Origin of the sequence: uncultured Sulfitobacter sp., assembly GCF_947500075.1 — a bacterium.
Lineage (GTDB): Bacteria > Pseudomonadota > Alphaproteobacteria > Rhodobacterales > Rhodobacteraceae > Sulfitobacter.
The window spans coordinates 203,372-225,756 of sequence record NZ_CANMQS010000003.1; the positions used below are offsets into that span (position 1 = coordinate 203,372).

Annotated in this window: 24 protein-coding genes; 6 read left to right on the forward strand and 18 right to left on the reverse strand. The window is 62.5% G+C overall.

Annotation, left to right across the window (positions count from 1 at the left end; translation table 11 throughout):
• Positions 1-100: 100 nt before the first annotated feature.
• Positions 101-1,309: a PLP-dependent aminotransferase family protein gene (locus Q1A91_RS10865; protein WP_299876658.1), complete on the forward strand. Its 1,209-nt coding sequence runs from the start codon at positions 101-103 to the stop codon at positions 1,307-1,309.
• Here Q1A91_RS10865 and rsmD read toward each other — a convergent pair.
• Positions 1,306-1,857, reverse strand: coding sequence for a 16S rRNA (guanine(966)-N(2))-methyltransferase RsmD (gene rsmD / locus Q1A91_RS10870; protein ID WP_299876660.1), 552 nt, complete (start codon positions 1,855-1,857; stop codon positions 1,306-1,308). The two genes, Q1A91_RS10865 and rsmD, sit on opposite strands and share 4 nt — an antisense overlap.
• Entirely contained in the window at positions 1,854-3,062 is a 1,209-nt protein-coding gene (locus tag Q1A91_RS10875) for an FAD/NAD(P)-binding oxidoreductase (protein ID WP_299876662.1), read from the reverse strand. Before Q1A91_RS10875 ends, rsmD begins: the two co-directional genes overlap by 4 nt.
• Before the next feature lie 88 nt (positions 3,063-3,150).
• On the opposite strand from Q1A91_RS10875, the gene Q1A91_RS10880 reads away from it, so the two are divergent.
• On the forward strand, positions 3,151-3,639 hold the full coding sequence (locus Q1A91_RS10880; protein ID WP_299876665.1) for a peroxiredoxin: 489 nt from the start codon (positions 3,151-3,153) through the stop codon (positions 3,637-3,639).
• 145 nt (positions 3,640-3,784) lie between these two features.
• Here the strand turns inward: Q1A91_RS10880 and Q1A91_RS10885 are convergent, their stop codons facing one another.
• The 6 genes from Q1A91_RS10885 to Q1A91_RS10910 all read right to left on the reverse strand — a co-directional run bounded on the left by Q1A91_RS10885 (position 3,785) and on the right by Q1A91_RS10910 (position 9,753).
• Positions 3,785-4,084 (reverse strand): 4a-hydroxytetrahydrobiopterin dehydratase, encoded by a 300-nt coding sequence (locus Q1A91_RS10885; RefSeq protein WP_299876668.1) that lies wholly within the window; start codon positions 4,082-4,084, stop codon positions 3,785-3,787.
• Positions 4,081-5,268 carry a GNAT family N-acetyltransferase gene (locus Q1A91_RS10890; RefSeq protein WP_299876671.1) on the reverse strand — a complete coding sequence of 396 codons (1,188 nt, stop codon included), beginning with the start codon at positions 5,266-5,268 and terminating at the stop codon, positions 4,081-4,083. Before Q1A91_RS10890 ends, Q1A91_RS10885 begins: the two co-directional genes overlap by 4 nt.
• Before the next feature lie 49 nt (positions 5,269-5,317).
• The gene (locus Q1A91_RS10895) at positions 5,318-6,076 is read right to left on the reverse strand and encodes a glycerophosphodiester phosphodiesterase family protein (protein WP_299876674.1); all 759 of its coding nucleotides are present in this window, start codon (positions 6,074-6,076) and stop codon (positions 5,318-5,320) included.
• Positions 6,076-6,534, reverse strand: coding sequence for a RidA family protein (locus tag Q1A91_RS10900; protein WP_299876677.1), 459 nt, complete (start codon positions 6,532-6,534; stop codon positions 6,076-6,078). Before Q1A91_RS10900 ends, Q1A91_RS10895 begins: the two co-directional genes overlap by 1 nt.
• A 175-nt stretch (positions 6,535-6,709) precedes the next feature.
• A complete protein-coding gene (locus Q1A91_RS10905) occupies positions 6,710-8,020 on the reverse strand; it encodes an HlyD family type I secretion periplasmic adaptor subunit (protein ID WP_299876680.1) in 1,311 nt (436 codons plus the stop codon).
• Positions 8,017-9,753, reverse strand: coding sequence for a type I secretion system permease/ATPase (locus Q1A91_RS10910; RefSeq protein ID WP_299876682.1), 1,737 nt, complete (start codon positions 9,751-9,753; stop codon positions 8,017-8,019). Before Q1A91_RS10910 ends, Q1A91_RS10905 begins: the two co-directional genes overlap by 4 nt.
• 171 nt (positions 9,754-9,924) lie before the next feature.
• Between Q1A91_RS10910 and Q1A91_RS10915 the strand changes: the two genes are divergently transcribed.
• On the forward strand, positions 9,925-10,569 hold the full coding sequence (locus Q1A91_RS10915; RefSeq protein ID WP_299876685.1) for a VacJ family lipoprotein: 645 nt from the start codon (positions 9,925-9,927) through the stop codon (positions 10,567-10,569).
• Here the strand turns inward: Q1A91_RS10915 and Q1A91_RS10920 are convergent.
• Positions 10,566-12,791 carry a transglycosylase domain-containing protein gene (locus Q1A91_RS10920; RefSeq protein ID WP_299876688.1) on the reverse strand — a complete coding sequence of 742 codons (2,226 nt, stop codon included), beginning with the start codon at positions 12,789-12,791 and terminating at the stop codon, positions 10,566-10,568. The two genes, Q1A91_RS10915 and Q1A91_RS10920, sit on opposite strands and share 4 nt — an antisense overlap.
• 254 nt (positions 12,792-13,045) lie before the next feature.
• Here Q1A91_RS10920 and Q1A91_RS10925 point away from each other — a divergent pair, with 254 nt between their 5' ends.
• Entirely contained in the window at positions 13,046-13,384 is a 339-nt protein-coding gene (locus tag Q1A91_RS10925; RefSeq protein WP_299876691.1) for a P-II family nitrogen regulator, read from the forward strand.
• A 15-nt stretch (positions 13,385-13,399) separates the two neighbouring features.
• Positions 13,400-14,713, forward strand: coding sequence for an ammonium transporter (locus Q1A91_RS10930; RefSeq protein WP_299876694.1), 1,314 nt, complete (start codon positions 13,400-13,402; stop codon positions 14,711-14,713).
• A 75-nt stretch (positions 14,714-14,788) separates the two neighbouring features.
• On the opposite strand, the gene cobF is transcribed toward Q1A91_RS10930, so the two are convergent.
• Genes cobF through cbiE form a run of 7 tightly spaced genes read right to left on the reverse strand, consistent with a single transcriptional unit; the run spans position 14,789 to position 20,199 of the window.
• The gene (gene cobF / locus Q1A91_RS10935) at positions 14,789-15,523 is read right to left on the reverse strand and encodes a precorrin-6A synthase (deacetylating) (protein WP_299876697.1); all 735 of its coding nucleotides are present in this window, start codon (positions 15,521-15,523) and stop codon (positions 14,789-14,791) included.
• Entirely contained in the window at positions 15,520-15,822 is a 303-nt protein-coding gene (locus Q1A91_RS10940; RefSeq protein ID WP_299876700.1) for a DUF1636 family protein, read from the reverse strand. Before Q1A91_RS10940 ends, cobF begins: the two co-directional genes overlap by 4 nt.
• On the reverse strand, positions 15,819-16,544 hold the full coding sequence (gene cobA, locus Q1A91_RS10945) for a uroporphyrinogen-III C-methyltransferase (protein WP_299876703.1): 726 nt from the start codon (positions 16,542-16,544) through the stop codon (positions 15,819-15,821). The genes Q1A91_RS10940 and cobA overlap by 4 nt, the downstream gene beginning before the upstream one ends.
• Positions 16,541-17,866, reverse strand: a complete 1,326-nt coding sequence (locus Q1A91_RS10950; protein WP_299876705.1) for a cobyrinate a,c-diamide synthase — start codon at positions 17,864-17,866, stop codon at positions 16,541-16,543. The genes cobA and Q1A91_RS10950 overlap by 4 nt, the downstream gene beginning before the upstream one ends.
• Positions 17,863-18,648, reverse strand: coding sequence for a precorrin-4 C(11)-methyltransferase (gene cobM / locus Q1A91_RS10955; protein ID WP_299876708.1), 786 nt, complete (start codon positions 18,646-18,648; stop codon positions 17,863-17,865). The genes Q1A91_RS10950 and cobM overlap by 4 nt, the downstream gene beginning before the upstream one ends.
• A 7-nt stretch (positions 18,649-18,655) precedes the next feature.
• Positions 18,656-19,063 (reverse strand): cobalamin biosynthesis protein, encoded by a 408-nt coding sequence (locus Q1A91_RS10960; RefSeq protein WP_299876711.1) that lies wholly within the window; start codon positions 19,061-19,063, stop codon positions 18,656-18,658.
• Entirely contained in the window at positions 19,018-20,199 is a 1,182-nt protein-coding gene (gene cbiE / locus Q1A91_RS10965) for a precorrin-6y C5,15-methyltransferase (decarboxylating) subunit CbiE (RefSeq protein ID WP_299876714.1), read from the reverse strand. Before cbiE ends, Q1A91_RS10960 begins: the two co-directional genes overlap by 46 nt.
• Between cbiE and Q1A91_RS10970 the strand changes: the two genes are divergently transcribed.
• Positions 20,198-20,947 (forward strand): cobalt-precorrin-6A reductase, encoded by a 750-nt coding sequence (locus Q1A91_RS10970; protein ID WP_299876717.1) that lies wholly within the window; start codon positions 20,198-20,200, stop codon positions 20,945-20,947. The two genes, cbiE and Q1A91_RS10970, sit on opposite strands and share 2 nt — an antisense overlap.
• On the opposite strand, the gene cobJ is transcribed toward Q1A91_RS10970, so the two are convergent.
• Both cobJ and cobI read right to left on the reverse strand, forming a co-directional pair.
• Positions 20,923-21,657 (reverse strand): precorrin-3B C(17)-methyltransferase, encoded by a 735-nt coding sequence (cobJ, locus tag Q1A91_RS10975; RefSeq protein ID WP_299876720.1) that lies wholly within the window; start codon positions 21,655-21,657, stop codon positions 20,923-20,925. The two genes, Q1A91_RS10970 and cobJ, sit on opposite strands and share 25 nt — an antisense overlap.
• Positions 21,654-22,385 (reverse strand): precorrin-2 C(20)-methyltransferase, encoded by a 732-nt coding sequence (gene cobI / locus Q1A91_RS10980; protein ID WP_299877730.1) that lies wholly within the window; start codon positions 22,383-22,385, stop codon positions 21,654-21,656. Before cobI ends, cobJ begins: the two co-directional genes overlap by 4 nt.

A 22,385-nucleotide genomic window follows, 5' to 3' on the forward strand; every position in this document is an offset into this window, starting at 1 on the left:
GCCGCCTGTAACATTCTGAATTTTTTCACCCTGAATAGGTAAGAATGTTTGCCATAATTTGCGAATCGTGTTTTCCCTAATACGTCAGGGAGGTTGACCTATGGATTGGCACGATATTTTCGCAACCCGCATGGACCGGATGAAAGCGAGCGAGATTCGCGAGCTTTTGAAGCTGCTGGAGCAGCCCGATATCATTTCCTTTGCCGGCGGCATCCCAGATCCTGCGTTGTTTCCCGCACAGGCGTTCCGGGATGCAATGTCCGACGCGCTGTCGCCGGAGCGGCAGGCGACGGCATTGCAATATTCCGTCTCCGAAGGTTACGCACCGCTGCGGGACTGGATCGCGGGCCAGATGGCCAAAATCGGCGTGCCCTGTGACCGTGACAACATCCTGATCACCTCCGGCTCCCAACAGGCGCTGGATTATCTGGGTAAATTGATGCTTTCCCCCAATGACACAGCTTTGGTGGGATGGCCGACATATCTGGGCGCGCTTGGCGCGTTCAACGCCTATGAACCCAACTTTGACCGCCTTGATCCCGGCAGCAACCGCACTGCTGAGGATTATGCCCAGACCGCCAAGGCAAACGGCGGCCGGGTGAAATTCGCCTATGCCTCCGTTGATTTTGCCAACCCGACGGGGCGCACGCTGGACCGGACAGCACGCGAGAACATCCTTGATCTGGCCGACAGGCTCGACATCGCGGTGATCGAAGATGCCGCCTATCAGGCGTTGCGCTATGACGGCGATCCGATCCCGCCGATGCTGGCGCTGGAGATTGCCCGCAAGGGCAGCATCGAAGACTGCCGTACGCTCTATTGCGGCAGTTTCTCCAAGACGCTTGCGCCAGGCTTGCGGTTGGGCTGGGTCTGTGCGGCGCAAGACGTGATCGGGCGGCTGGTGCTGATGAAACAGGCGTCAGACCTGCATACCGCCACGCTGAACCAGATCGCCGTGGCAGAGGTCGCTGCACAGGGTTTTGATGCCCATACCGCCAACCTGCGTGAGGTTTATGCCGCGCGCCGTGATGCGATGCTGGCCGCGCTTGAAACGTATATGCCCGAAGGGGTGACATGGACAAAACCCGAAGGGGGCATGTTCATCTGGCTGACCCTGCCGCGCGATATGGATGGCGCGACCTTGCTGGAGCAAGCGGTCAAACACCAGCGCGTCGCCTTTGTTCCCGGTCAGGCGTTCTTTGCGGATCGGTCCGGGGCAAATGCGCTGCGGTTGAGTTTTTCACTGGCAGATGACGCACAGATTGCCGAAGGCATCAAACGTCTGGGTGCTGCGATCCGGGCGGTTTAACACCGCTCCAGCAGCGTCACATGGGTGTCGCCGTATTTGCGCGCATCCACACGGGCGAACCCCTCAGGGGCCTGTTGCGGCGCGTTTTCCTCCCAGACAATCAGCGCGTCTTCCGCAATCCAGCCGCCGTCCAAGGCCGCCAAGAGCGCCTTCTCCCCCATCCCCTTGCCATAAGGTGGATCGAGAAACACCAGATCAAAGGGGGCCATCGGCCAGGCCCCCAGCCGCGTTGCGTCATTGCGCATCACCTTGGCGCGGTCCTCCATCCGCAGCTTGGCGATGTTCTCTGCCAGCAGCCGTTGGCCCACGCGCCCGCTCTCAACAAACAACGCCTCCACCGCGCCGCGCGACAGGGCCTCAAGCCCCAGCGCACCGGTGCCGGCAAACAGATCAAGCACCCGCGCCCCGTCGATGACATCACGGTGGGTCAGCATCGAAAACAGGCTCTCGCGCACCCGATCTGACGTGGGCCGAAGATGCGCGCCGGCATCGCCTTTGCCCACGGATGCCAGCGCCGTGCCGCGGTGGGTGCCCGCGATGATCCTCACCCGCGCAGCAGCGCTTTGAGGTCGGTTTCGGGATCGGCGATCAGCGCGGGATCCGGTGACTTACCGCCCTCGATCAGGCGTTTGCCGACCATGTAGCCGCGCGGGTCGTTCATCGCGTCCACAGCCAGAAGCGTGTCACCCTGGTAGTACCAGAACCCAACGGAATCTGCGTCGACCTGCCGTGTGACCACGCGGTCATACCCGGTGTTCAACCCCGCGATTTGCAGTTTGACGTCATATTGATCCGACCAGAACCACGGCTTGGCCACGTAGTCGGTCCCCGCGCCCATGATATTGTCCGCCACACATTCCGCCTGATCAATGGCATTCGGCACGGATTCCAGCCGGATGCGCGTGCCGCGATAGGGGAAAGAGGCACAATCCCCCGCCGCCCAGACATGCGGCGCATTGGTGCGGCCCTGCGCATCGACCCTGATGCCATTTTCCAGAGTGATCCCCGCGGCCTCTGCCAGTGCGGTGCCGGGACGGATGCCCACGCCGACGATGACGAAATCAACGGCCACTTCGGACCCGTCGCTGAGCCGGGCCCCGGTGACAGCCCCCTCACCCAACAGCGTCTCCAGCCCCACGCCTTCGCGGATGTCGACGCCATGCGCCTTGTGCAGGGCGCGGAAAAAGTCGCTCGTCTCCGGCGCTGCGACACGTTGCAGGATGCGCTCTGACATCTCCACCAGCGTCACGTTCAACCCCAGCTTTGACGCCACCGCCGCCGCTTCCAGCCCGATGTAGCCGCCCCCGACAATCAGCACCCGTGCGCCTTCGGTAAAGCGTGGGGACATCGCGTCCACATCCGCCAGATCACGCACCACGTGCACGCCGTCCAACGCCCCGCCAATCGCGGCTGGCAAGCGGTTTGGCTCCGACCCGGTGGTCAGCACCAGATCGTCATAGCTCAGCACCTCGCCCCCCAGATCAACGGTCTGTGCAGCGGTATCAATGGCGTGCACCTGCGTGCCCAGCCGCAGATCAATATCATGCTCGGCATAAAAACTCTCAGGCCGCAGGTAGAGCCGCTCCAGCGCCATGTCGCCCATAAGGTAGGCTTTGCTCAGGGGGGGGCGCTGGTAGGGCGGCTGCGGTTCCGCGCCGATCAGCGTGACCGGGCCTTCAAATCCGGTGTTGCGCAACCGCGCGACGCAGGATGATCCCGCCTGCCCTGCGCCAATCACAACCACATGCACCATATGCCGATCCCCTATTCACTGGTCTTGACCTGAAGGCGACCCTATATGGTGGCCAACGGCAAACGCAATCACATGAAAGGCGCATGATATGACAATTTCCCAAGGCGACACTCTGCCCGACGCAACACTGGTCCAGATGGGTGCCGAAGGCCCCGCGCCCGTGCAGATGGCGGACAAGCTCAAAGGCCGCAAAGTGGTGGTTTTCGCCGTGCCCGGCGCGTTCACACCGACATGCCACTCCGCCCATGTACCCAGTTTCGTGCGCACCAAGGATCAGTTCATGAACAAGGGCGTGGATGAGATCATCTGCGTGTCCTGCAACGACCCGTTTGTGATGAAAGCATGGGGCGAAGCAACCGGGGCGGAGGCTGCGGGCATCACCATGCTGGCAGATGCGTCATCGGAGTTCACCAAGGCCATCGGCATGGATTTTGACGCACCGCCCGCGGGTCTGGTCGCGCGGTCCAAGCGGTATGCGATGATTGTGGATGACGGCAAGGTGTCTGTTCTGCAGGCCGAAGAGAACCCCGGTGTGTGTGAGACATCCGGCGGTGAAGCGCTGTTGGAAAACCTTTAAGTAAATAGGGCTGAGCTTTCATCGAAGGCTCAGCCCATCAGCCTAGTCTCGGAAATTTTCAAAATTTCCGACCGTTTCTGCGGGGAAACGCCCCACTGGGGCCTTTCCTGATCCTTGAAACTCTTTCAAAGAAAGCGACCCTCTCTCACGCAGAAAACAATCCATCCATCTTCCGCGCCAGCTTCGCATCCAGCGCGCTCAACCCATCCACATCATGGGTCGTCAGGGTGACATTCACGGTCTTGTAGACATTGTCCCACTCCGGATGATGGTTCCACTTCTCCGCAAAGATCGCCGCGCGGGTCATCCAGCCGAAGGCTTCCACGAAATCCGCAAAGACAAACGTCTTGTGGATCGCATCGCGCCCATCGACCATTTCCCAGCCGCTGTCGAACAGCGGCGCCAGAACGGTCTTGCGGGCTTCATCGCTCAGTTTCTCATTCATTCCTGTTCCTCCACCTGGACCCGTTTGAAAGGTCCGTAGTCTGTCAGAATCTCGATCTCCTGATCCACCGCATCGCGTTCGGCGTTCAGGTATTCCTCTACCGCATCCGCGAACCCGGCGTCGCGCATATAATGCAGGGACCATGTCGCCGTCGGCAGATACCCGCGCGCCAGCTTGTGCTCGCCCTGCGCCCCGGCCTCGACCGTGGACAACCCGCGCGCGATAGCCAGATCAATGGCCTGATAATAGCACAGTTCGAAATGCAGGCAGGGGTGGTGTTCCACACAGCCCCAATAGCGGCCATAGAGCGCGTCCGCGCCAATGAAGTTCAGCGCCCCTGCCACCCAACGCCCATCGCGCGCGGCCAGCACCAGCGCCATGTCGTCGCGCAGCGTTTCCTGTGCGATGTCGAAAAACGCCCGCGTCAGATAGGGCGTGCCCCATTTGCGCGCGCCCGTGTCCTGGTAAAAGGTCCAGAAGGCATCCCAGTGTTCGGGCCGCAGGTCATCGCCCGTGAAGGTGTGGATCGTGCCGCCAAAGCTCTGGGCCTGGGCCCGTTCCTTCCGCAGGTTCTTGCGCTTGCGGGAGTTCAGACTGGCCAGGAAATCGTCGAAGTTGCCATAGCCATTGTTGCACCAGTGAAATTGCTGCGCCTTGCGCACCAGCAAACCCACCTGTCGTCCCCGTTCTGCCTCCTCTTCGGTGCAGAAGGTGATGTGCAGCGACGACAGCTGGTTGTTCTGCGTGAGCTGTACCGCCCCCTGCACCAGTGCCGAAAACCCGGCATCCTCAAACCCCGGACGGATCAGGAACCGCCGCCCTGTGGCGGGTGTATGCGGCACGGCGATCTGCAATTTGGGATAGTACCGCCCGCCTGCACGCTCCAAGGCATGGGCCCAGCTGTGGTCGAACACGTATTCGCCCTGCGAATGGGATTTGGCATACATCGGGGCCACCGCGATCACCTGCCCGGCCAGCGTTGCCGTCAGATACTGCGGCTGCCACCCGGTGCCGGGGCCGATGCTGCCGCTCTCTTCCAGAGCGGACATGAAACGATACGTGGTGAACGGATCGGTCGCAGGCACGTCGGCTTCCACCTCGGGACACGCGCAGGCATCCCACGCGGCCTGACCAATGTCGGCCAGCCGGGACACCACTCTGATTTCAACGGAATGTTCGCTCATCACTCGCTCGTCTGGCCCTACGGGTAATGTGTGGCACGGCGAGGGCGGATCAAGCCGGCAGTTCGGCCATATAGCCTTCGAAGGTGATATTATCGGCAATCGCGCGCGCTTGCGCTTCCTGCTGCGCAGATCGGACCGTCCAGCAGCAGATCATCGCGCCTTGCGCTTTCAGCGCTGCCACACGGGGACGGTCCAGATCATCGACCTCATGGCTGAGAAAGCTGGCACCAACCCGGTCATAATCGGGGATGCCCCGCAGATGGTCGCAGGTGGCCTGAGACAGCGGCCAATCTTCCTTGCGGTACGCGCTTGTCACCAGACCGCGCGGAACATCGGGGCACAGGTCCTGCATTTTTGCCACCGCATGGGGGTTGAAGGACATCACCGCCAGCGGGCCTGCATAGCCTTCAATGTCCCGCGCCACGGCTTCTTCCAACGGGCCGATGCGCGGCCCCATGCCACCGTCCTGATCCTTGATCTCCACCAGCAGCGGCACACGGCCGGCAACGAGGGCCAAGACCTCCGGCAGGCCCGGAATGCCCTCCGCACTGCCCGTCAATGCCGTCCCTTCCAGCGTGGCCTGATCACACAGCCGCACAGCGCCCTTGGCGCCGGTCAACCGGTCCAGCGCATAGTCATGGAACACCATCGCCGCGCCATCTGCGCTGAGCTGTACATCAATCTCAATACCGTAGCCTGCCGCGATTGCCGCCTCGATGGCGGCGCGGCTGTTCTCGGGCAGTCCCCTCGCCACATCATGCAAGGCGCGATGGGCAAAGGGCAGGCTGGCAAAACACTCCGGCAGCATCAGCTGATCTCGAAGATGCCTTCGATTTCCACCGCAACACCAAACGGCAATGACGCGGCAGAGACAGCAGACCGCGCGTGGCGGCCCTTGTCGCCCAGCGCTTCAACCAGAAAGTCGGACGCGCCGTTGATCACCTTGGACTGATCGGCGAAATCAGCCGTTGAATTCACGAAACCCACCAGCTTGACCACCCGTACCAGCCGCTCAATGTCGCCGTCACAGGCCGCTTTCAGCTGTGCCAAAAGGCCAATCGCGCAGGCCTTTGCCGCAGCCGCACCTGCCTCCACATCCATGTCCGCACCCAGTTTGCCAACAATGAAACCATCCGCGTTCATCGGAACCTGACCAGAGACGTAGACCGTGTTCCCGGTCTGGACAAAGGGCACATAATTCGCCGCCGGGGCCGGGGCGTCGGGCAGGGTGACGCCCAGTTCAGACAAACGTGCGGTAATGCTCATGATGCGGTTCCTTTGCGCGGCTGTTGCATTTGCGCGCGACGCTAGCGGGGATCAGGGCCCGCCGAAACCCCCCATTACAGCATGTTGCGTTTATCAAATTCAATCCAGCAACAGAAAACGCGTTAGAGCATAGCAAGAGGCAGCTTTTTCTGTTTCCGATCAAACGCAACGTGCTCTAGCTTTCGCGGAAGGCGCGGGCGAAATAATCTGCCATCGGCTTGATCAAATACGCCATCGGAGAGCGATCCCCGGTGCGGATGAACGCCTCAACCGGCATACCGGGCAGCAGGATCGTGCCTTCGGGCAGTTTCTCCATCTCGCCGGGGTTCAGGGCAATCTCTGCCCGGAAAAACGGCGCACCCGTCGCTTCATTCTCAATCGCATCGGCAGAGATTTGCATCACACGTCCGATCAGTTCCGGCGTGGTGCGTTGATCCAGCGCGGACATGCGCAGGTTCACCAACTGACCGACGATCACCTGATCAATGTGGATGGGTTCCACCTGTGCCGCGATGACCAGCGGGCGGTCCTGCGGGATGAGGAACAGCAGCGGCTCTGCCGGGCGCACCACGGATCGGGGCGTTTGCACTTGCAGGTTATAGACGATCCCCGACACCGGCGCGCGGATGTCCAGGCTTTCCATTTCATCCCGAAGGGCACGGCGCTGTTCGGCCAGTTCCAACTCGCGGTAGCGCAGGTCACGCAACCGCGTAATCGCTTCTTCCCGCCCCGCTGTGCCCAGCTTCAGGATCTCGATGTCAATCTCCGTCACCCGCTCTGCCGCCTGCGCTTTGGAGGCGGTGAGTTCGCCAATCTGCCCCTGCAACCGCGCCTGTTCGCGTTGCAGCGTCAGCACCGTCGTGGCCTGCGCCAAGCCGCGTTCCAGCAAGGACTGCTGGTTCCCCAGTTCTTCCTCAATCAGCGCCAATTGCCGGGACAGGGACTCCTCCTGCGCCTCCACGCCGCCGATCTGCGCACCGATCTGGTTGCGACGCTTGGTCAGCTGCTCAATCTCTTTCACGACCGAGGCACGGCGCGCTTCAAACAGACGCTTCTGGCCTTCCATCAATTCGTTCAGATCAGGGTTCTGCGCCGCGATCTCAACCAGCTCGTCCTCAAAGGTCGCAACTTCTGTCTCATCCCGTTCCGCTTCCAGCCTGCCGCGCCGGGCCATCAGTTCAAACAGCTGCCCTTCGACAATCGCCAATTGCGACACAAGCGAGCGCGGATCGAGTTGAAACAACAGATCCCCTGCCGCAACGGTATCGCCTTCGTCCACCAGAATTTTCGCAACCACCCCGCCGGTCTGGTGCTGCACGATCTGTCGGTTGCGGTCGACTTCGATCCGGCCAGAGGAGATCACCGCGCCGGCGATATTGCTGGTCACGGCCCAGAACCCGAACCCGCCGAACAGGATCAACAGACCGATGAAGCCAATGATCACCGGGCGTTTGGCGGACCATTTGTTGGTGTCGTCTGGTGTCATGTCACACCTCCGGAGTTGCTGGGCGCTGACTGAATTTCGCGGGCGTTCTTGACCATGCCGGCCAACACCTCATCCTTGGGGCCAAAGGCCATGCGCATGCCGCCATCCAGCACCAGCAATGTGTCGCATTCCTGAATGGCGTTGGGCCGGTGCGCCATGATCATCACTGACCGTCCCTCGCTCTTCATGTTGCGGATGGCCTGGTTCAGCGCTTGCGAACCCACATTGTCGAGGTTCGAATTCGGCTCATCCAGCACCACGATCACCGGATCATCATAGAGCGCGCGGGCCAGACCAATGCGCTGCATCTGCCCGCCTGACAGGCGCACCTGCCCGGTGGAAATCCGCGTGTCATAGCCATCGGGCAGTTCCAGAATCATCTCATGCGCGGCAGCTTTCTGTGCGGCGGCCACCACCTTGGCGTCGTCCGGCGACTGACTGAGACGCGCGATGTTCTCTGCAATCGTGCCGTCAAACAGTTGCACCCGCTGCGGCAGATAACCGATGTGCCGGCCCAGCGTTTCGGTGCCATAGTGCTCCAATGCCGCGCCATCCAGCCGGATCGAGCCGCCTGCGGGCGGCCAGACACCGGTCAGCGTGCGCGCCAGTGTCGATTTACCGGCACCGGACGGGCCAATCACACCCACGGCCTGTCCCGGCTCCACCACGAAATTCACGGATTTGAGGGCTGCCTGTTTGTCGCCCGGAGGTACGACAGTCAGCCCCTTGGCAACCAGTTTCGCCGCAGGCTGAGGCAGTGCGGTATGCGGTGGCTCCACACTCACAGCACCCAGCAACTCTGCCAGATTAACCCAGCCCGTGCGGCCACGCTGGACGATCGGCCACTGGTTCAATGCCATCTCAACCGGCGCCAGCGCCCGGCCCAGCAGGATCGACCCGGCAATCATCGCACCGGCTGTCATCTGGTTTTGCAGCACCAGATAGGCGCCCAGCCCCAGCATGGCGGATTGCAAAAACAGCCGCAGCGTCTTGGTCAACGAGGTGAATGTGCCACCCACATCCGTCGCGCGCAGTTGCGAGGTCAGTGCCGCACCGCGGGCATTCTGCCAGCGGCCAAAGGCGGCATCCCGCATGCCCATCGCCTGCACCATCTCCGCCTCTGTCCGGATCTGGTCAGAGATCGCGGTGGCAGTCTGCCCGGTGACGCTGGCGCGGGCCTGCGCATGCCGGGACAACAGCTGGTTCGCCACAGTGATCGCGATCAAAACCGCTGCACCGCCAACCGCCAACCAACCCAGCCAAGGGTGAAACAGGAAGATCGCGGCAAAGAAAATTGGCGTCCAGGGAATATCGAAACCGGCCATCAGCACCGGTGAAGTCATCAACCGCTGCACCGCCTCAAGATCGGCAAGGCTGCCATTGGTCTTGGTGTCCGGCAGAACGGAGGATTTGCGCACCACGGCATCAAACACACGCCTGTCCAGATCGGCCTGAAACCGCGCGCCCACCCGCGCCATGATCCGCCCGCGCGTGTAATCCAGAATGCCCATTGTGGCATAAAGGAACACCACCAGCAGCGAGAGCGCGATCAGCGTCTCCTCTGACCCTGACCCCAGCACCCGGTCATAGACCTGTAGCATGTACATCGGCCCGGTCAGCATCAGCAGATTGGCGAACAGGCTGAACAATGCCACAGCCCAATACAGGCCACGGCTTCGCTTGCGCACATCGCGCAGTTCCTGAAATCCACGGGTGGTCACATCGTTGCGCATGGCGTTCTTTCTGCTATGCCTCTTGGTAGAGCCCTGCAATCAACTGACAACGAGGCGCTTGACCCCGGCCTGCTGCGGGCCAATTTCGGATCATGCCATAGCCAGTTTTACAAGGAATTGCCATTGTCTGTTTTTCTTGACGCACCTGTCCGCCTACGCGCCATTTCTGCCATGCTTGGCCTTTGCATTCTGGGGGCCTGCGCCCAGCAAAGCCACCCCTTGAAAGGGCCCGAAGCGGCCTATGATCCCTATGAGGCGCAGAACCGCAAGACCTTTGCGGTGAACCAGAAGCTGACGTCTGGCCGCTCAGGCGGCGGTGTGGCTTCGGCGATCCCGGTCGAATTTCAGGATCTGCTGCATAACTTTTCGGAAAACCTCTCAATGCCCCAGGTCGCCGTGAACAGCCTGCTGCAAGGTGATCTGCGCGGCACCGGGCTTGCCTTGCACCGTTTCTCCGTGAATTCAGTTGTGGGGATCGGGGGACTTGTTGACGCGGCCAGTGAATTTGGTGTGCCGGAACATGACACGGACTTTGGCGAAACCCTGCATGTCTGGGGTGTCGGGGAAGGCGCGTTTGTGATGCTGCCCCTCCTCGGCCCAACAACCCAGCGCGACATTGCGGGTCGTGTTGTTGACCTCTTTACCGATCCGCTGTCCTACCGCCTGCCCGAACGGGAGCGGTATTGGGTCACCGGCATCGGTCTGGCGGACAACGTGGTGCAGGGCAGCAAAAAGGTAAAACCGGCAACCTATGAGGCCGCCCGCGCCGAATACCTGCAGCGCCGTCGCGACGAAGTCAGCAGCCGCCGACGTTAACGGTCCCCACCGCTGTTGCCGGGACCGCTGCCGCCACTGCCGCCGCCACCAAAGATCTCGTTCAGCACCTGATCAATGATATTGCCACTGCCGTTGGCGATCTCTCCGTCCACCGGAATGGGGATACCCTGATCGTTTTCCTCTCCCAAACCGCTTGGCGGTGCAGGCACATCCATCGGCAAGTCGCGCAGGGGCAACCCTTCGTGCACGCGGCTCATGGTTTCGCGCCAGATATCTGTGGGCAACCCACCCCCCGTCACGCCACGCAGCGGGGTGTTGTCATCGTACCCCATCCAGACCCCGGCCACATAATCAGCAGAGAACCCGATGAACCATGCGTCCTTGGCCGCTGACGTTGTGCCGGTCTTGCCGGCCAACTGTCGCCCGCCAAACTGCCCCCGCGCGCCTGTCCCTTCGGAGATCACCTTCTCCATCATATAGACAAGCTGCCGCGCGGCCCCTTCCTGAATGACCCGTTCGCCAATCCCGCCGCCGGTGCCCATCAACGGCTGATCGTCGCCCAACAGCCGCAGATCAATTAATCCGTAGGGCGTCACCGACGATCCGCCGTTCAGGATGCCCGCATAGGCGCCCGTCATCTCGATCAACGTGCTTTCGGAGGCGCCCAGCGCCAACGCCGGTCCCGCAGCCAGATCATTCTTGATGCCAAACTGCGTTGCCACCTGATTAACGGCCGCGCGCCCCACGCTTTCAGACACTTTCACCGCCGGGATGTTCAGCGATTGCGCCAATGCGGTTGTCAGCGTGACCATCCCCTTGAAAGAGTTGGTGTAGTTCTTGGGGCACCACTCTCCCGATCCGGGGATGTTCAGGCAGTATGGCGAATCCTCGATCAGGTCATTGGGCGAATAGCCCAGCTCAAGTGCCGCCGCGAAGACGAACGGCTTGAAGGCGGAGCCCGTCTGCCGCAGTGCCTGTGTCGCGCGGTTGAACGCGCCCGCCACCTTGGTCTTGCGACCGCCAACCATGGCGCGTACAGCGCCGTCCGCAGACATTACGATGATCGCCGCCTGCGCCTCTGACCCTTCGCGGACCTTGTTGTCAAAGACCCACTTCAGACCATCCTCTGCGGCCTTCTGTATCCGCTGATCAAGCGTGGTCTTGATGATCACGTCTTCGGTGGTGTTGCGGGTGAAGAACTCGGGTCCCGTCGACATCACCCAATCTGCGAAATAGCCACCCGCCCGCGCTTCCGCCGCTTGCGACAGCTCTGCCGGGTTGTCTTGTGCCGCCTGCGCTTCTTCCGCCGACAGATACCCCTGATCGCGCATCAACCGCACCACGGTTGCCGCGCGGTTTTGTGACCGGCTGAGGTTTGACGTGGGCGACAGGCTGCTGGGTGCCGTGAGCAGCCCGGCCAGCATGGCACCCTCTGCCGCACTCACCGCTGCGGCTGGTTTGGCAAAGAACCGCTGCGCTGCGGCCTCCGCCCCGTATGCACCGCCCCCCATGTAGGCGCGGTTGAGATAGATAGAGAGGATATCGTCCTTGGAATACTTCAGCTCCATCGCCATCGCATAGAGCGCTTCCTTGGCCTTGCGCTGCACGTTGCCTGCACGACAGCCCGCTTCATACTCCCGCTCCGTCATGCCGGAGGAGGCATCATAAGGCTCCCCCAGACAGATCAGCTTGGCCACCTGCTGCGTGATGGTGGAGCCGCCATGCCCGGACAGTGGCCCGCGCCCTTCGCGCAGGTTGATGCGCACGGCCGAGGCGATGCCGCGCGGACTTACGCCGAAATGGCGGTAGAACCGTTTGTCTTCTGTGGCAATGACCGCGTGGCGCAGGTGTTTGGACACGCTTTGCGCCGTGACCACCCCGCCAAACTGGTCCCCGCGCCAGGCGAACACCTCCCCCTCCCGGTCCATCAGCGTGACCGACCCACGGGCACGACCATCCAGCAGCGCCTCCAACGGCGGCAGTGTGGTGTAGAAGTATCCAACCGCAAGACCCAACAGCAGCACGCCCAGTGCTGTAACGCGCCAGGTGATCTTCCAGATCAGGCGCAGGATCCAACGGATAATGCTTGAGAAAAAGCCGATGATCCCGCCACGGCGGGGGCGCGCGGGCTTGCGGGCCTTGCGTTTCCTGGGTGCTGGCTTGCGCGCGGCTGGCTTGGCCTTCTGGGGCGCTGCTGCCTTGCCTTTCGACGGATACCGCTTGTCGGCCACCAATGGCTTTCGCCCGGATGAATCACTCATAAATACTGCCTGCCCGGCTCTGGTTTTTTCTGCATCATACGCCTGTTGCACCGGATTGTTTAGCACCGAGAGCCGCAAAGCCTGTCAAATAGATGCGCAATTATTGTGCACTTTGCACGCGCCGCCTAATTTTTCATCGCAACAGCCTGTCTTTCCCCCTCCATTCGGCGCTCCAATCTTCCACCTGCCCCCCTTTTGCCGATTTTCTGCACCTGCATTCAGGGCTGCCCTGACAACCGGAAGAGGGAAAATCGGTGAAACTCATCATTGCAACAATCAAACCATTCAAGCTTGAGGAAGTGCGCGAAGCGCTGACCGAAGCGGGTGTCCGCGGCCTGATGGTAACCGAAATCAAAGGCTTCGGCGCACAGTCGGGCCATACAGAAATCTACCGCGGTGCAGAGTACGTCGTGAACTTCGTGCCCAAGGTAAAACTGGAGCTCGTGGTGGCCGATGCCGTTGCCGACCAGATGGTCGAGACGATCTCGCGCACAGCCCAGACCGGCAAGATCGGTGACGGCAAGATCTTCGTCCTCGACGTCGAACAAGCGGTGCGCGTGCGCACCGGCGAAACCGGCGAAGACGCCATCTAATCCAAGGATAGAACGATGAAAAAGACATATCTTATTCCATTGGCCGTCGCAGCGACCCTGCTGCCGACGCTGGGGTTTGCCCAAGACGCGGCGACCCCCAGCTTTGACGAAATCGGCCCCTATATCATGACCACCCTGCTGTTCTGCATGGCTGGTTTTCTGGTGTTCTTCATGGCTGCGGGCTTTGCGATGCTCGAAGGCGGGCTGGTGCGCTCCAAGAACGTGACCATGCAGATGACCAAGAACATCGCGCTCTTCTCGATCGCGGCGATCATGTACTGGCTGGTTGGTTTCAACACGATGTATCCCGGCGACTTCAACGGCTACTTCGCCCTTGGCGGTCAGACAGTTCTGGACCCTGTGGGTGTGGCGGCTGCGGATGCGGCCCTTGATTATGCATCCGTCGGGTCTGACTTCTTCTTCCAGCTGGTGTTTGTGGCGGCAACGGCCTCCATCGTCTCAGGTGCTTTGGCGGAGCGGATCAAGCTCTGGCCCTTCCTGATCTTTGTGATCATTCTTACTGGTTTCATGTACCCAATTTCCGGCTCCTGGAAGTGGGGCGCAGGCTGGCTCGACGCGATGGGCTTTCAGGACTTCGCGGGTTCCACAGTGGTACACTCCGTGGGTGGCTGGGCTGCTTTGGCAGGTGCCATCGTGCTGGGCCCCCGTTTGGGCAAATACAAGGACGGCCGCGTCAACCCGATGCCCGGCTCAAACCTCGCGCTGGCGACACTGGGGACGTTCATCCTGTGGCTTGGCTGGTTTGGCTTCAACGGTGGTTCGCAGCTGGCGATGGGCACCGTGGGCGATGTCTCTGACGTGTCCCGCATCTTTGCCAACACCAACATGGCCGCCGCAGCCGGTGCCGTTACCGCTCTGATCTTGTCACAGGTTCTCTACAAGAAGCCTGACTTGACCATGGTGCTGAACGGCGCGCTGGCGGGTCTTGTGTCCATCACGGCTGAGCCGCTTGCGCCAACGCTCTTTGGGGCGCTTTGGATTGGTGCCATCGGTGGTGTGATCGTGGTCTTCACCATTCCGATGCTGGACAAGTTCAAGATCGACGACGTGGTCGGTGCGATCCCGGTTCACCTGCTGGCAGGCATCTGGGGCACCATTGCGGTGATCTTCTACAATGAAGACGCAAACCTGATGACACAGCTGACCGGTATCGTGGCTTACGGTGTGTTCACCTTCGTGGCCTCCCTGATCATCTGGTTCATCCTGAAAGCCACCATCGGCATCCGCGTCAGCGAAGAGGATGAGATCAACGGTCTGGACATGTCCGAATTGGGCATGGAAGCCTACCCAGAGTTCTCCAAAGGCTGATCCTCTCTTCAGCCTGAAACTCAAAACCCGGCCTTTGGGCCGGGTTTTTTTGTGTCTGAAACGGTGGTTTGCAGATCAGCTGCGGGAGAGCAGATAGATGTCCATGATCCAGCCATGGGCGTTGCGCGCCTCCGCCCGCATCTCGATGATCTGCGCGGTCACCTCAGCCACCGGTCCCGCGCAGATGATCTGTTCAGCCATGCCCACATAGCCCCCCCACCAGATGTGCAGCCCCTCCGGGTCCAGCGTCTGAAACGCACAAGCACCGTCCAGCATGACCGCAACGCGGGCCGCGCCCGCAGGCCAGCCATGATCGCGCAATTGCCGCCCCGTGGTCACCACATAAGGCGCACCAATATCGTTGATCGGAATGCCATGCGCCGCCGTCAGCGCCTGCAGCGACGTGATCCCCGGCACCACCTCAATCTGCGGCGCAGGGTCCAGCCGCGCGGCGATCCGAAGCGTGCTGTCATAAAGCGACGGATCGCCCCAGACCAGCAGCCCCACGCGGCCTGTCGCATCCCCCATTGCGGTGACCCAGGCCTCCGCAATCGCATCATGCCAGTCCTGCACCCGCTGCTGGTAGTCCGCCGTGGCCTCATCGCGGACGGGCAAATCAAACTCCACCACCTGCGTGGTGTCATTGGTCAGCACTTGCGCCAAAATCTCCCGCCGCAGCTCCGCCAGATCGGCTTTGCCTTCCCCCTTGCGCGGGATCAGGATCATATCCTGCGCATTGATCGCTTTCACCGCTTGCAGGGTCAGATGATCCGGGTTGCCAGTGCCAATGCCAATCAAACTCAGGATCATGCCGGTATCCGCGCGATGGCTTTGGTGCGCAAATCGCCCAACACGCGGGCATCTGCAAAGGTTCCGCCCTGGGATTCGGCATAGAGCGTAGCGAATTTCTGCAAATCGTTCAGGTCATCGACTGTGATGTCGCCAAAGAGATAGGCCACTTTTCCCGGCGCGCGGAAGGCCACCGTTTGCGCCCGCGTGCAGCCTGACATGCAGTCGATCCCTTCGACCGCGCAGCCCGGTAGCCCGTCCCGCACAACGTCCAGAAAGGTCCCGTCTTCGGTGCAGGTGGTGCAGACGAACACCTTCACTCCACCATCTCCGCCAATGCGCCGTAGAAAATCAACGCGGGCGTGCTGGTGGTCACGTCGCTCAGATGTGCCGCCAAACTCTCAACCGTAAACGGTGTCACCTTTTGCGCGGGAGTCGAGACAGCTTCGGCCAGCATCGCGGGCGTATCGCCGGGCAGGCCATGGGCCATCAACCGCTCCGCCAGCACCGGAAAGGTGCGTTTGCCCATGTAGACCACAGTTGTCGCCAGCGGATCGGCAAGGGCAGTCATGTTCACGTCTTCCGGCAATCCGCCCGTGACATCCGCACCGGTGATGAACTGCACCCGGCGCGCCGTCAGCCTGCGGGTCAGCGGGATGCCGACCGCCGCCGCCGCTGCGGAAGCCGAGGTGACACCGGGGATGATCTCAAACCCGATCCCCGCCTCCTGCAAGGCGGTGGTCTCTTCCTCCAATCGTCCAAACATGCCGCTGTCGCCGGACTTCAACCGCACCACCCGCAGCCCTGTTTGCGCATGATCCACCAGCAACTGGCTCACGTGATGCTGCTTGGGAGAGGCACGCCCGGCGCGTTTGCCAACCCCAATCAGATCCGCGTCCGGACCTGCGTGTTCCAATATCGGGCCTGCGCTCAGATCATCGAACAACACGACCTCCGCCCGCTGCAAGCGGTCCACGGCTTTCACGGTCAGCAACTCCGGATCACCCGGCCCGGAGGAGACAAAGGAAACGAACCCTGTCACGACGCCTCCGCAATCATGTGAAAGAACGTGCCTGTCGCCACGCCGCCGCCTTCGTAGCGGCGCACCGATCCGGTCTCTGGCACCGCCACGTCATTGCTGTCGGTCACATGGGCCAGCGGATCGTCGGGTTCCTCCAAAATCGTCGCGTAGTGAAACTCATGCCCGGTCAGCTTTGACCCCGCCGCCTGCCCCGGCAGGCCCGCGTTCAACTCCGCCTTGCGATAACCGAGGTGGAATTTGCGCTTGGCAAAGGACGTCTCAACCCCCAGCAGCCCCGCCATCTGGTGCCGCGTGCCGTCCTTGTCGATCAGACCCGCGCCCATCGCCATGTAGCCGCCGCACTCGCCATGCACGGGCCGCGTTTGTGCGAAATTCTGAATGCCCAACCGGAACGTCTCTGCCGCTGCAAGCGTCCCCGCGTGCAGCTCAGGGTATCCGCCCGGCAACCAGCACACATCGGCGCTGTCATCGGGGGCTTCATCCGCGAGTGGGGAAAACGGCAAAACCTCAGCCCCCGCCGCGCGCCACCCAGCCAGCAGGTGCGGGTAAACAAAAGCAAACGCCTTGTCCTGTGCCAGTGCAATCCGCTGCCCCGGCGGCGTGACTTTCACAGGTGCCGGCGCACTTGGCACAGCCCCCCCTGCCGCCGCGCGCAAGGCATCAAGATCCACATGCTCCGAGACAAACGCCGCCGCATCCGCCAGCAACTCCGGCAGGTTCTCCTGCTCCCCCGCCTGCACCAAGCCAAGATGTCGCTCCGGCAGTTCAATCTCGCTGCGTCGGGGCAGTGATCCCAGAACCTTCACCCCAACCGCATCCATCCCCACGCGTACCAGCGTCTCATGCCGGGGGGAGGCGACGCGGTTCAGCACCACGCCTGCGAATGGCATCTCCGGCCGCATCCTGGAAAACCCCAGTGCCGTCGCCGCCACCGATTGCGCCGCACCCGACACATCCAGAACCAGCACCACCGGCCAGCCCATCAGCGTGGCGATATCCGCGCTCGCCCCATTGCCGCAGCCGCCGGGGATTGCCACACCGTCAAACAGCCCCATGGACCCTTCCGCAAGGATCAGATCCGCCCCCGCCGCATTGCCCAACAACCCGTCAATCCGCGCCCGCTGCATCGACCAGCTGTCCAGATTGAACGAGGCCCGACCAGACGCTGCCGTATGGAATGCCGGATCGATATAATCCGGGCCGCTTTTGAACGGCTGCACCGCCACGCCCTGCGCCCGAAATGCCGCGAGCAGGCCCAACATCAGCGTCGTCTTGCCCGTGCCCGAAGCCGGGGCGGAGATCATCAAACCGGGGGGGATCATTCTGCTGTCTCCGGAAAACGCGGGTCCGTGCCCACAGGCCGGAACCGTCGGTCATAGTCGCCAGCGTACAACCGGCTCTCTCCAAACTCCTCGGCCCCAATTGCATGGCCGACGAGGATCAAAGCCGTCCGCTCCATCTCTGCCCCAATCGCCGTCTGCAACGTCGCAAGCGTCGCCCGCACCACCCGCTCATCCGGCCAACTTGCCCGCCAGACGACGGCCACCGGGCAATCCGCGCCGTAATGCGGGGTCAATTCGTCAACAACCTTCTCCAACACATGCACGCTCAGATGAATGGCCAACGTTGCCCCCGTGGCTGCGAAATTCGCCAGCGTCTCCCCCTCCGGCATCGCCGTCGCGCGACCGGAGGTTCGCGTCAACACCACCGATTGCACAACCCCCGGCAGGGTCAGCTCCGCCCCCAAGGTCGCCGCCGCCGCCGCAAAAGACGGCACGCCGGGTGTCACATCATAGGGGATGTCCAAGGCACGCAACCGCCGCAACTGCTCTCCCATCGCAGACCAGACCGACAGGTCCCCCGAATGCAGTCGCGCCACGTCATGGCCTTCAGCGTGGGCTGCGGAAATCTCCGCCATGATCTCATCCAGCGACATCCGCGCGGTGTTCACCACCTTCGCCCCCTCCGGGCAATGGGACAGCAACGCCTCAGGCACCAAAGACCCCGCGTACAAACACACCGGACAAGCCGCGATCAGGTCGCGCCCGCGCAGCGTAATCAGATCGGGCGCACCCGGCCCCGCGCCAATAAAATGAACCGTCATAAATCCCTCAACTCTCCGCCAATGCGGCGGTGGCTTTACCATCGCCTGAGACCACACGCCCTGCAACCAGCCGCGCCTGCGGCCCTGCCGCCGCCAATGCCGCCGCTTCACACAGCGATCCCGTGCCAAACTTGTCGATCACCCGCTCCGACTGCGTCGGCGTGATCATCTGCGCCAGATCCTCCGCCTTGATCCCCAGCCCCGGCAGTTTCAACGCCTGCGCCAGATCGCGAAAAGCGGCGGCGCGGGATTTGCCGCTCTCCGTCACAATGGCGTCAATGCTGCCGCCCGCCTGATCCAGAACCCGCGTCAGCGCATCCTGCAACGACGCCATATCCGCACTGCCGCGAAACCCGAACCCGACGACCCTCACAGCACAACACTCCACTGCACCACCGGGCGGCTCGGCTGCCATCCGCGCATCCCGCCCAAAGGTGCCGCCTGCGCCAGTTCGATCCTCAGCAGCGCACCCCCGCGTTCCTTCTGCGCAAGGGCGAGGAGCGCTTCAGTCTCCAACGTCACCCCATTCGCGACGAGCCGCGTGCCAACTGGCAGCACCGCGTAAAGCTGATCCAGCAAGTCTTGCGAGCCACCGCCGCCGATAAACACCGCATCCGGCAGGGGTGCGTCCGGGATGCTGACCGCCGCATCGCCCTGCCTGACCTCCATCCGGTGGCCCAGCCCGAAATCCTCAATGTTCCGCGCGATGTTCGCCACCCGCGCGGCGTGCTGTTCAAACGCCAGCGCACGCCCGCCTGCCAGACACCACTCGACCGAGACCGAACCAGACCCCGCGCCAATGTCCCACAGCAGCTCCCCCGCACGGGGGGCAAGCGCGCTCAGCGTCAAGGCCCGCACGGGCCGCTTGGTGATCTGGCCGTCACTGGCAAACATCTCATCCGGCAAACCAGACGCCTGCGTATGGCCCACACCATCCGGCAATTGAACAGCCACCGCCACAGGTGCTGCGACATCCTCGAGATCAAACGCCTCCGCCCCAGTTTCCCGGATCCGCTGCCGCACACCGCCCATGGCCTCACAGACCGTCAACCGCGCTGCACTCGCACCCTGCCCCGTCAACCAAGCCGCCAAAGCAGCCGGCGCATCCCCGTCCCGCACCAAACAGATCATCCGCCCCTTCGGCGCCAGCACCCCGCGCAACTGCGCAAAGGGCGCCGCATGCAGCCCGTGACATGTCACCTCTTCCAACCGCCAGCCCAGCGCCGCCGCCACAAGCGAGAACGTCGAGGGTGCTGCAAAAACCGACCACTCCGAGGGCTGCAACACAGCTGCCAAACTGCCACCCACGCCGAACCAGAACGGATCACCTGACGCCAGCACAACAACCCGCTTGCCCCGCGCCGCCAACACCGGCGCCACTGAAAACGGCACTGGCCACGCCTGCCCTCGCGTCCCCGCGCCGACCCGGTCCAAATGCCGTGGCCCGCCGAAAATCACCTCTGCGGCCTCGATCGCGGCGATGCTTGCGGGCGGCAAAGCAGACAGGCTATCGTCCGGCATTCCAACGATGGTCAGCCAAGGCTCAGACATGACGCATATCCTCCTGCTCGGCGGCACGACCGAGGCGAGCCAGATGGCCCGCGCCCTCGCTGATGCGGGTCTGAACGCAACCTTCTCCTACGCGGGACGCACGGCCACGCCCGTGGATCAACCGCTGCCCCTGCGCATCGGCGGCTTCGGCGGCATCGCGGGGTTGCAAACCTATCTGACCGACCACGCCATCACCCGCGTCATCGACGCCACGCACCCTTTCGCCGCCCAGATGAGCCGCAATGCCCATGCCGCAACGCAGGCCCTTGATATCCCGCTCATCCGCCTCGAACGCCCCCCATGGGCTGTGCAACCCGGCGACACATGGCAAACCGTCCCGCGCATGGAGGACCTCCCCGCAGCGCTGCCCGATAGCCCCACAAATGTCTTCCTCGCCATCGGCAAACAGCAACTCGACCTCTTCGCGGCCAAGCCCCAGCACCACTATGTGCTTCGTCTTGTCGACCCGCCCGAGGCTCCGATCCCGCTGCCGCACCACACCGTCACGCTGGCCCGTGGTCCCTTCGACGTGGCGGGCGACACGGCGCTGCTTCAGAAGCACAACATCACCCACATCATTGCCAAGAATGCTGGCGGCATCGGTGCGCAGGCCAAGCTGACCGCCGCGCGCGCGTTGGGCCTCACGGTGATCCTTGCGGACCGCCCCGCCCTGCCAAAAGCGCATACCGCCGGCACTGCCGAGGAGGTGATGCACTGGCTCACTCACGAGGCTGACCGGGGCGTATAGACATACCGCCCCACCCGCCGCGTGGCGGAATTTCCGACGAGGACAACCGTCCTCATATCCGCCATCTCCGGCGTGGCTTCGCCCAATGTCACCGTTTTCAAAACCTCGTCCTTCGTACTGACCGCCCGCGCGAAGGTGATCAGCACATCCGGCCCCTGCTCCTCGCGCAAGATCTCCAGCGTCCGCCCAAACTGATGCGGCCGGGATTTGGAGCGGGGGTTGTAAAACGCCATGGCAAAATCCGCCTGCGCCGCCAGCCGCAAACGCTTCTCCACCATTTCCCATGGCTTGAGGTTGTCACTCAGATTGATCGCGCAGAAATCATGCCCCAGAGGCGCGCCTGCTGCTGCCGCTGCCGCCAGCATCGCCGTGATCCCCGGCAGCACAGAAATCTCCGTCTCGATATACTCCGGATGCGCCTCAACCGCTTCGAACAAGGCCGACGCCATCGCAAAAACCCCCGGATCACCGGACGAGACAATCACAACTCGCGCGCCCGAAGCCGCCAATTGCAACGCATGCAGCGCCCGGTCCAACTCCACCCGGTTGTCAGTCGGATGCAGGGTCAACCCCTCCCGAGGGGCCACCCGCGCCACATAGGGAATATACCCGATCACATCCGTCGCCTGCGCCAGCACATCCCGAACCTGAGGCGTGACCATCGCGTCATCCCCCGGCCCGAGGCCCGCAACGGCAATCCAACCGCTCATTCCGACGCCTCCGGCCTGCGGCCCTGTCCGTGGACCAGCACAATCGCGAAATAAGGGCAGTCGTCCTCACCCGTCTCCGCCAGTTTCACGATCCGCTCTCCGGGCATCGTCCCTTTCTCCACCAGCCAGGCGTCATCCAAACGCCCCGCCTGCGCCAATGCCCGTTTCACCGCAGGCAGGTTGCGCCCTGTCTTCATCACCACCAGCGCATCGGCGCGCGTCATATGATCCACCAGATCCGCCTCCGGCAAGGTGCCCATCAGCACCGTGACCACGTCATCACCCCAGGTGAACGGCGTATCCAACGCGTTCCAGCACCCCACCATACCGGGGATAGCGGGCAGCACCTCAACCTCCGCCCGCCCCTGCAACCGCGTGTGCAGGTGCATGAACGAGCCATAGAAAAACGGATCGCCCTCGCAGAGCACAACCACGTCTTCCCGTGTCGCCAGATCGGCCAGCCTGTCCGCCCATTCCGCATAGAAATCGACCATCAGCTGACGATATTCCGGACTGTCAAAGCGCAGCTCGGTCGTGACCGGATACTCCATCGGATACTCCACCACGTCGTCCCGCAGCATGTCCTTGACGATACTCCGCGCCTGCCCCGCGCGCCCCTTCTTGCGGAAAAACGCCAGATGCCGCGCCGCCCGGATCACCCGGTCGGACTTCACGCTCATCAACTCCGGATCACCGGGCCCCAGTCCTGCGCAGATCACCTTGCCCAT

What these genes read in the sequence shown, in the direction of transcription:
- Q1A91_RS10900 (WP_299876677.1), bottom strand. Translation starts at nt 6,534, where the DNA reads ATGAGCATTACCGCACGTTTGTCTGAACTGGGCGTCACCCTGCCCGAC.
- cobJ (WP_299876720.1), bottom strand. Translation starts at nt 21,657, where the DNA reads ATGAGCGGTTGGATTGCCGTTGCGGGCCTCGGGCCGGGGGATGACGCG.
- Q1A91_RS10905 (WP_299876680.1), bottom strand. Translation starts at nt 8,020, where the DNA reads ATGACACCAGACGACACCAACAAATGGTCCGCCAAACGCCCGGTGATC.
- Q1A91_RS10880 (WP_299876665.1), top strand. Translation starts at nt 3,151, where the DNA reads ATGACAATTTCCCAAGGCGACACTCTGCCCGACGCAACACTGGTCCAG.
- Q1A91_RS10930 (WP_299876694.1), top strand. Translation starts at nt 13,400, where the DNA reads ATGAAAAAGACATATCTTATTCCATTGGCCGTCGCAGCGACCCTGCTG.
- Q1A91_RS10875 (WP_299876662.1), bottom strand. Translation starts at nt 3,062, where the DNA reads ATGGTGCATGTGGTTGTGATTGGCGCAGGGCAGGCGGGATCATCCTGC.
- Q1A91_RS10960 (WP_299876711.1), bottom strand. Translation starts at nt 19,063, where the DNA reads ATGGCAGCCGAGCCGCCCGGTGGTGCAGTGGAGTGTTGTGCTGTGAGG.
- cobF (WP_299876697.1), bottom strand. Translation starts at nt 15,523, where the DNA reads ATGATCCTGAGTTTGATTGGCATTGGCACTGGCAACCCGGATCATCTG.
- Q1A91_RS10895 (WP_299876674.1), bottom strand. Translation starts at nt 6,076, where the DNA reads ATGCTGCCGGAGTGTTTTGCCAGCCTGCCCTTTGCCCATCGCGCCTTG.
- Q1A91_RS10950 (WP_299876705.1), bottom strand. Translation starts at nt 17,866, where the DNA reads ATGATCCCCCCCGGTTTGATGATCTCCGCCCCGGCTTCGGGCACGGGC.
- Q1A91_RS10920 (WP_299876688.1), bottom strand. Translation starts at nt 12,791, where the DNA reads ATGAGTGATTCATCCGGGCGAAAGCCATTGGTGGCCGACAAGCGGTAT.
- Q1A91_RS10910 (WP_299876682.1), bottom strand. Translation starts at nt 9,753, where the DNA reads ATGCGCAACGATGTGACCACCCGTGGATTTCAGGAACTGCGCGATGTG.
- cobM (WP_299876708.1), bottom strand. Translation starts at nt 18,648, where the DNA reads ATGACGGTTCATTTTATTGGCGCGGGGCCGGGTGCGCCCGATCTGATT.
- cbiE (WP_299876714.1), bottom strand. Translation starts at nt 20,199, where the DNA reads ATGTCTGAGCCTTGGCTGACCATCGTTGGAATGCCGGACGATAGCCTG.
- Q1A91_RS10890 (WP_299876671.1), bottom strand. Translation starts at nt 5,268, where the DNA reads ATGAGCGAACATTCCGTTGAAATCAGAGTGGTGTCCCGGCTGGCCGAC.
- Q1A91_RS10885 (WP_299876668.1), bottom strand. Translation starts at nt 4,084, where the DNA reads ATGAATGAGAAACTGAGCGATGAAGCCCGCAAGACCGTTCTGGCGCCG.
- Q1A91_RS10970 (WP_299876717.1), top strand. Translation starts at nt 20,198, where the DNA reads ATGACGCATATCCTCCTGCTCGGCGGCACGACCGAGGCGAGCCAGATG.
- Q1A91_RS10915 (WP_299876685.1), top strand. Translation starts at nt 9,925, where the DNA reads ATGCTTGGCCTTTGCATTCTGGGGGCCTGCGCCCAGCAAAGCCACCCC.
- Q1A91_RS10865 (WP_299876658.1), top strand. Translation starts at nt 101, where the DNA reads ATGGATTGGCACGATATTTTCGCAACCCGCATGGACCGGATGAAAGCG.
- cobI (WP_299877730.1), bottom strand. Translation starts at nt 22,385, where the DNA reads ATGGGCAAGGTGATCTGCGCAGGACTGGGGCCCGGTGATCCGGAGTTG.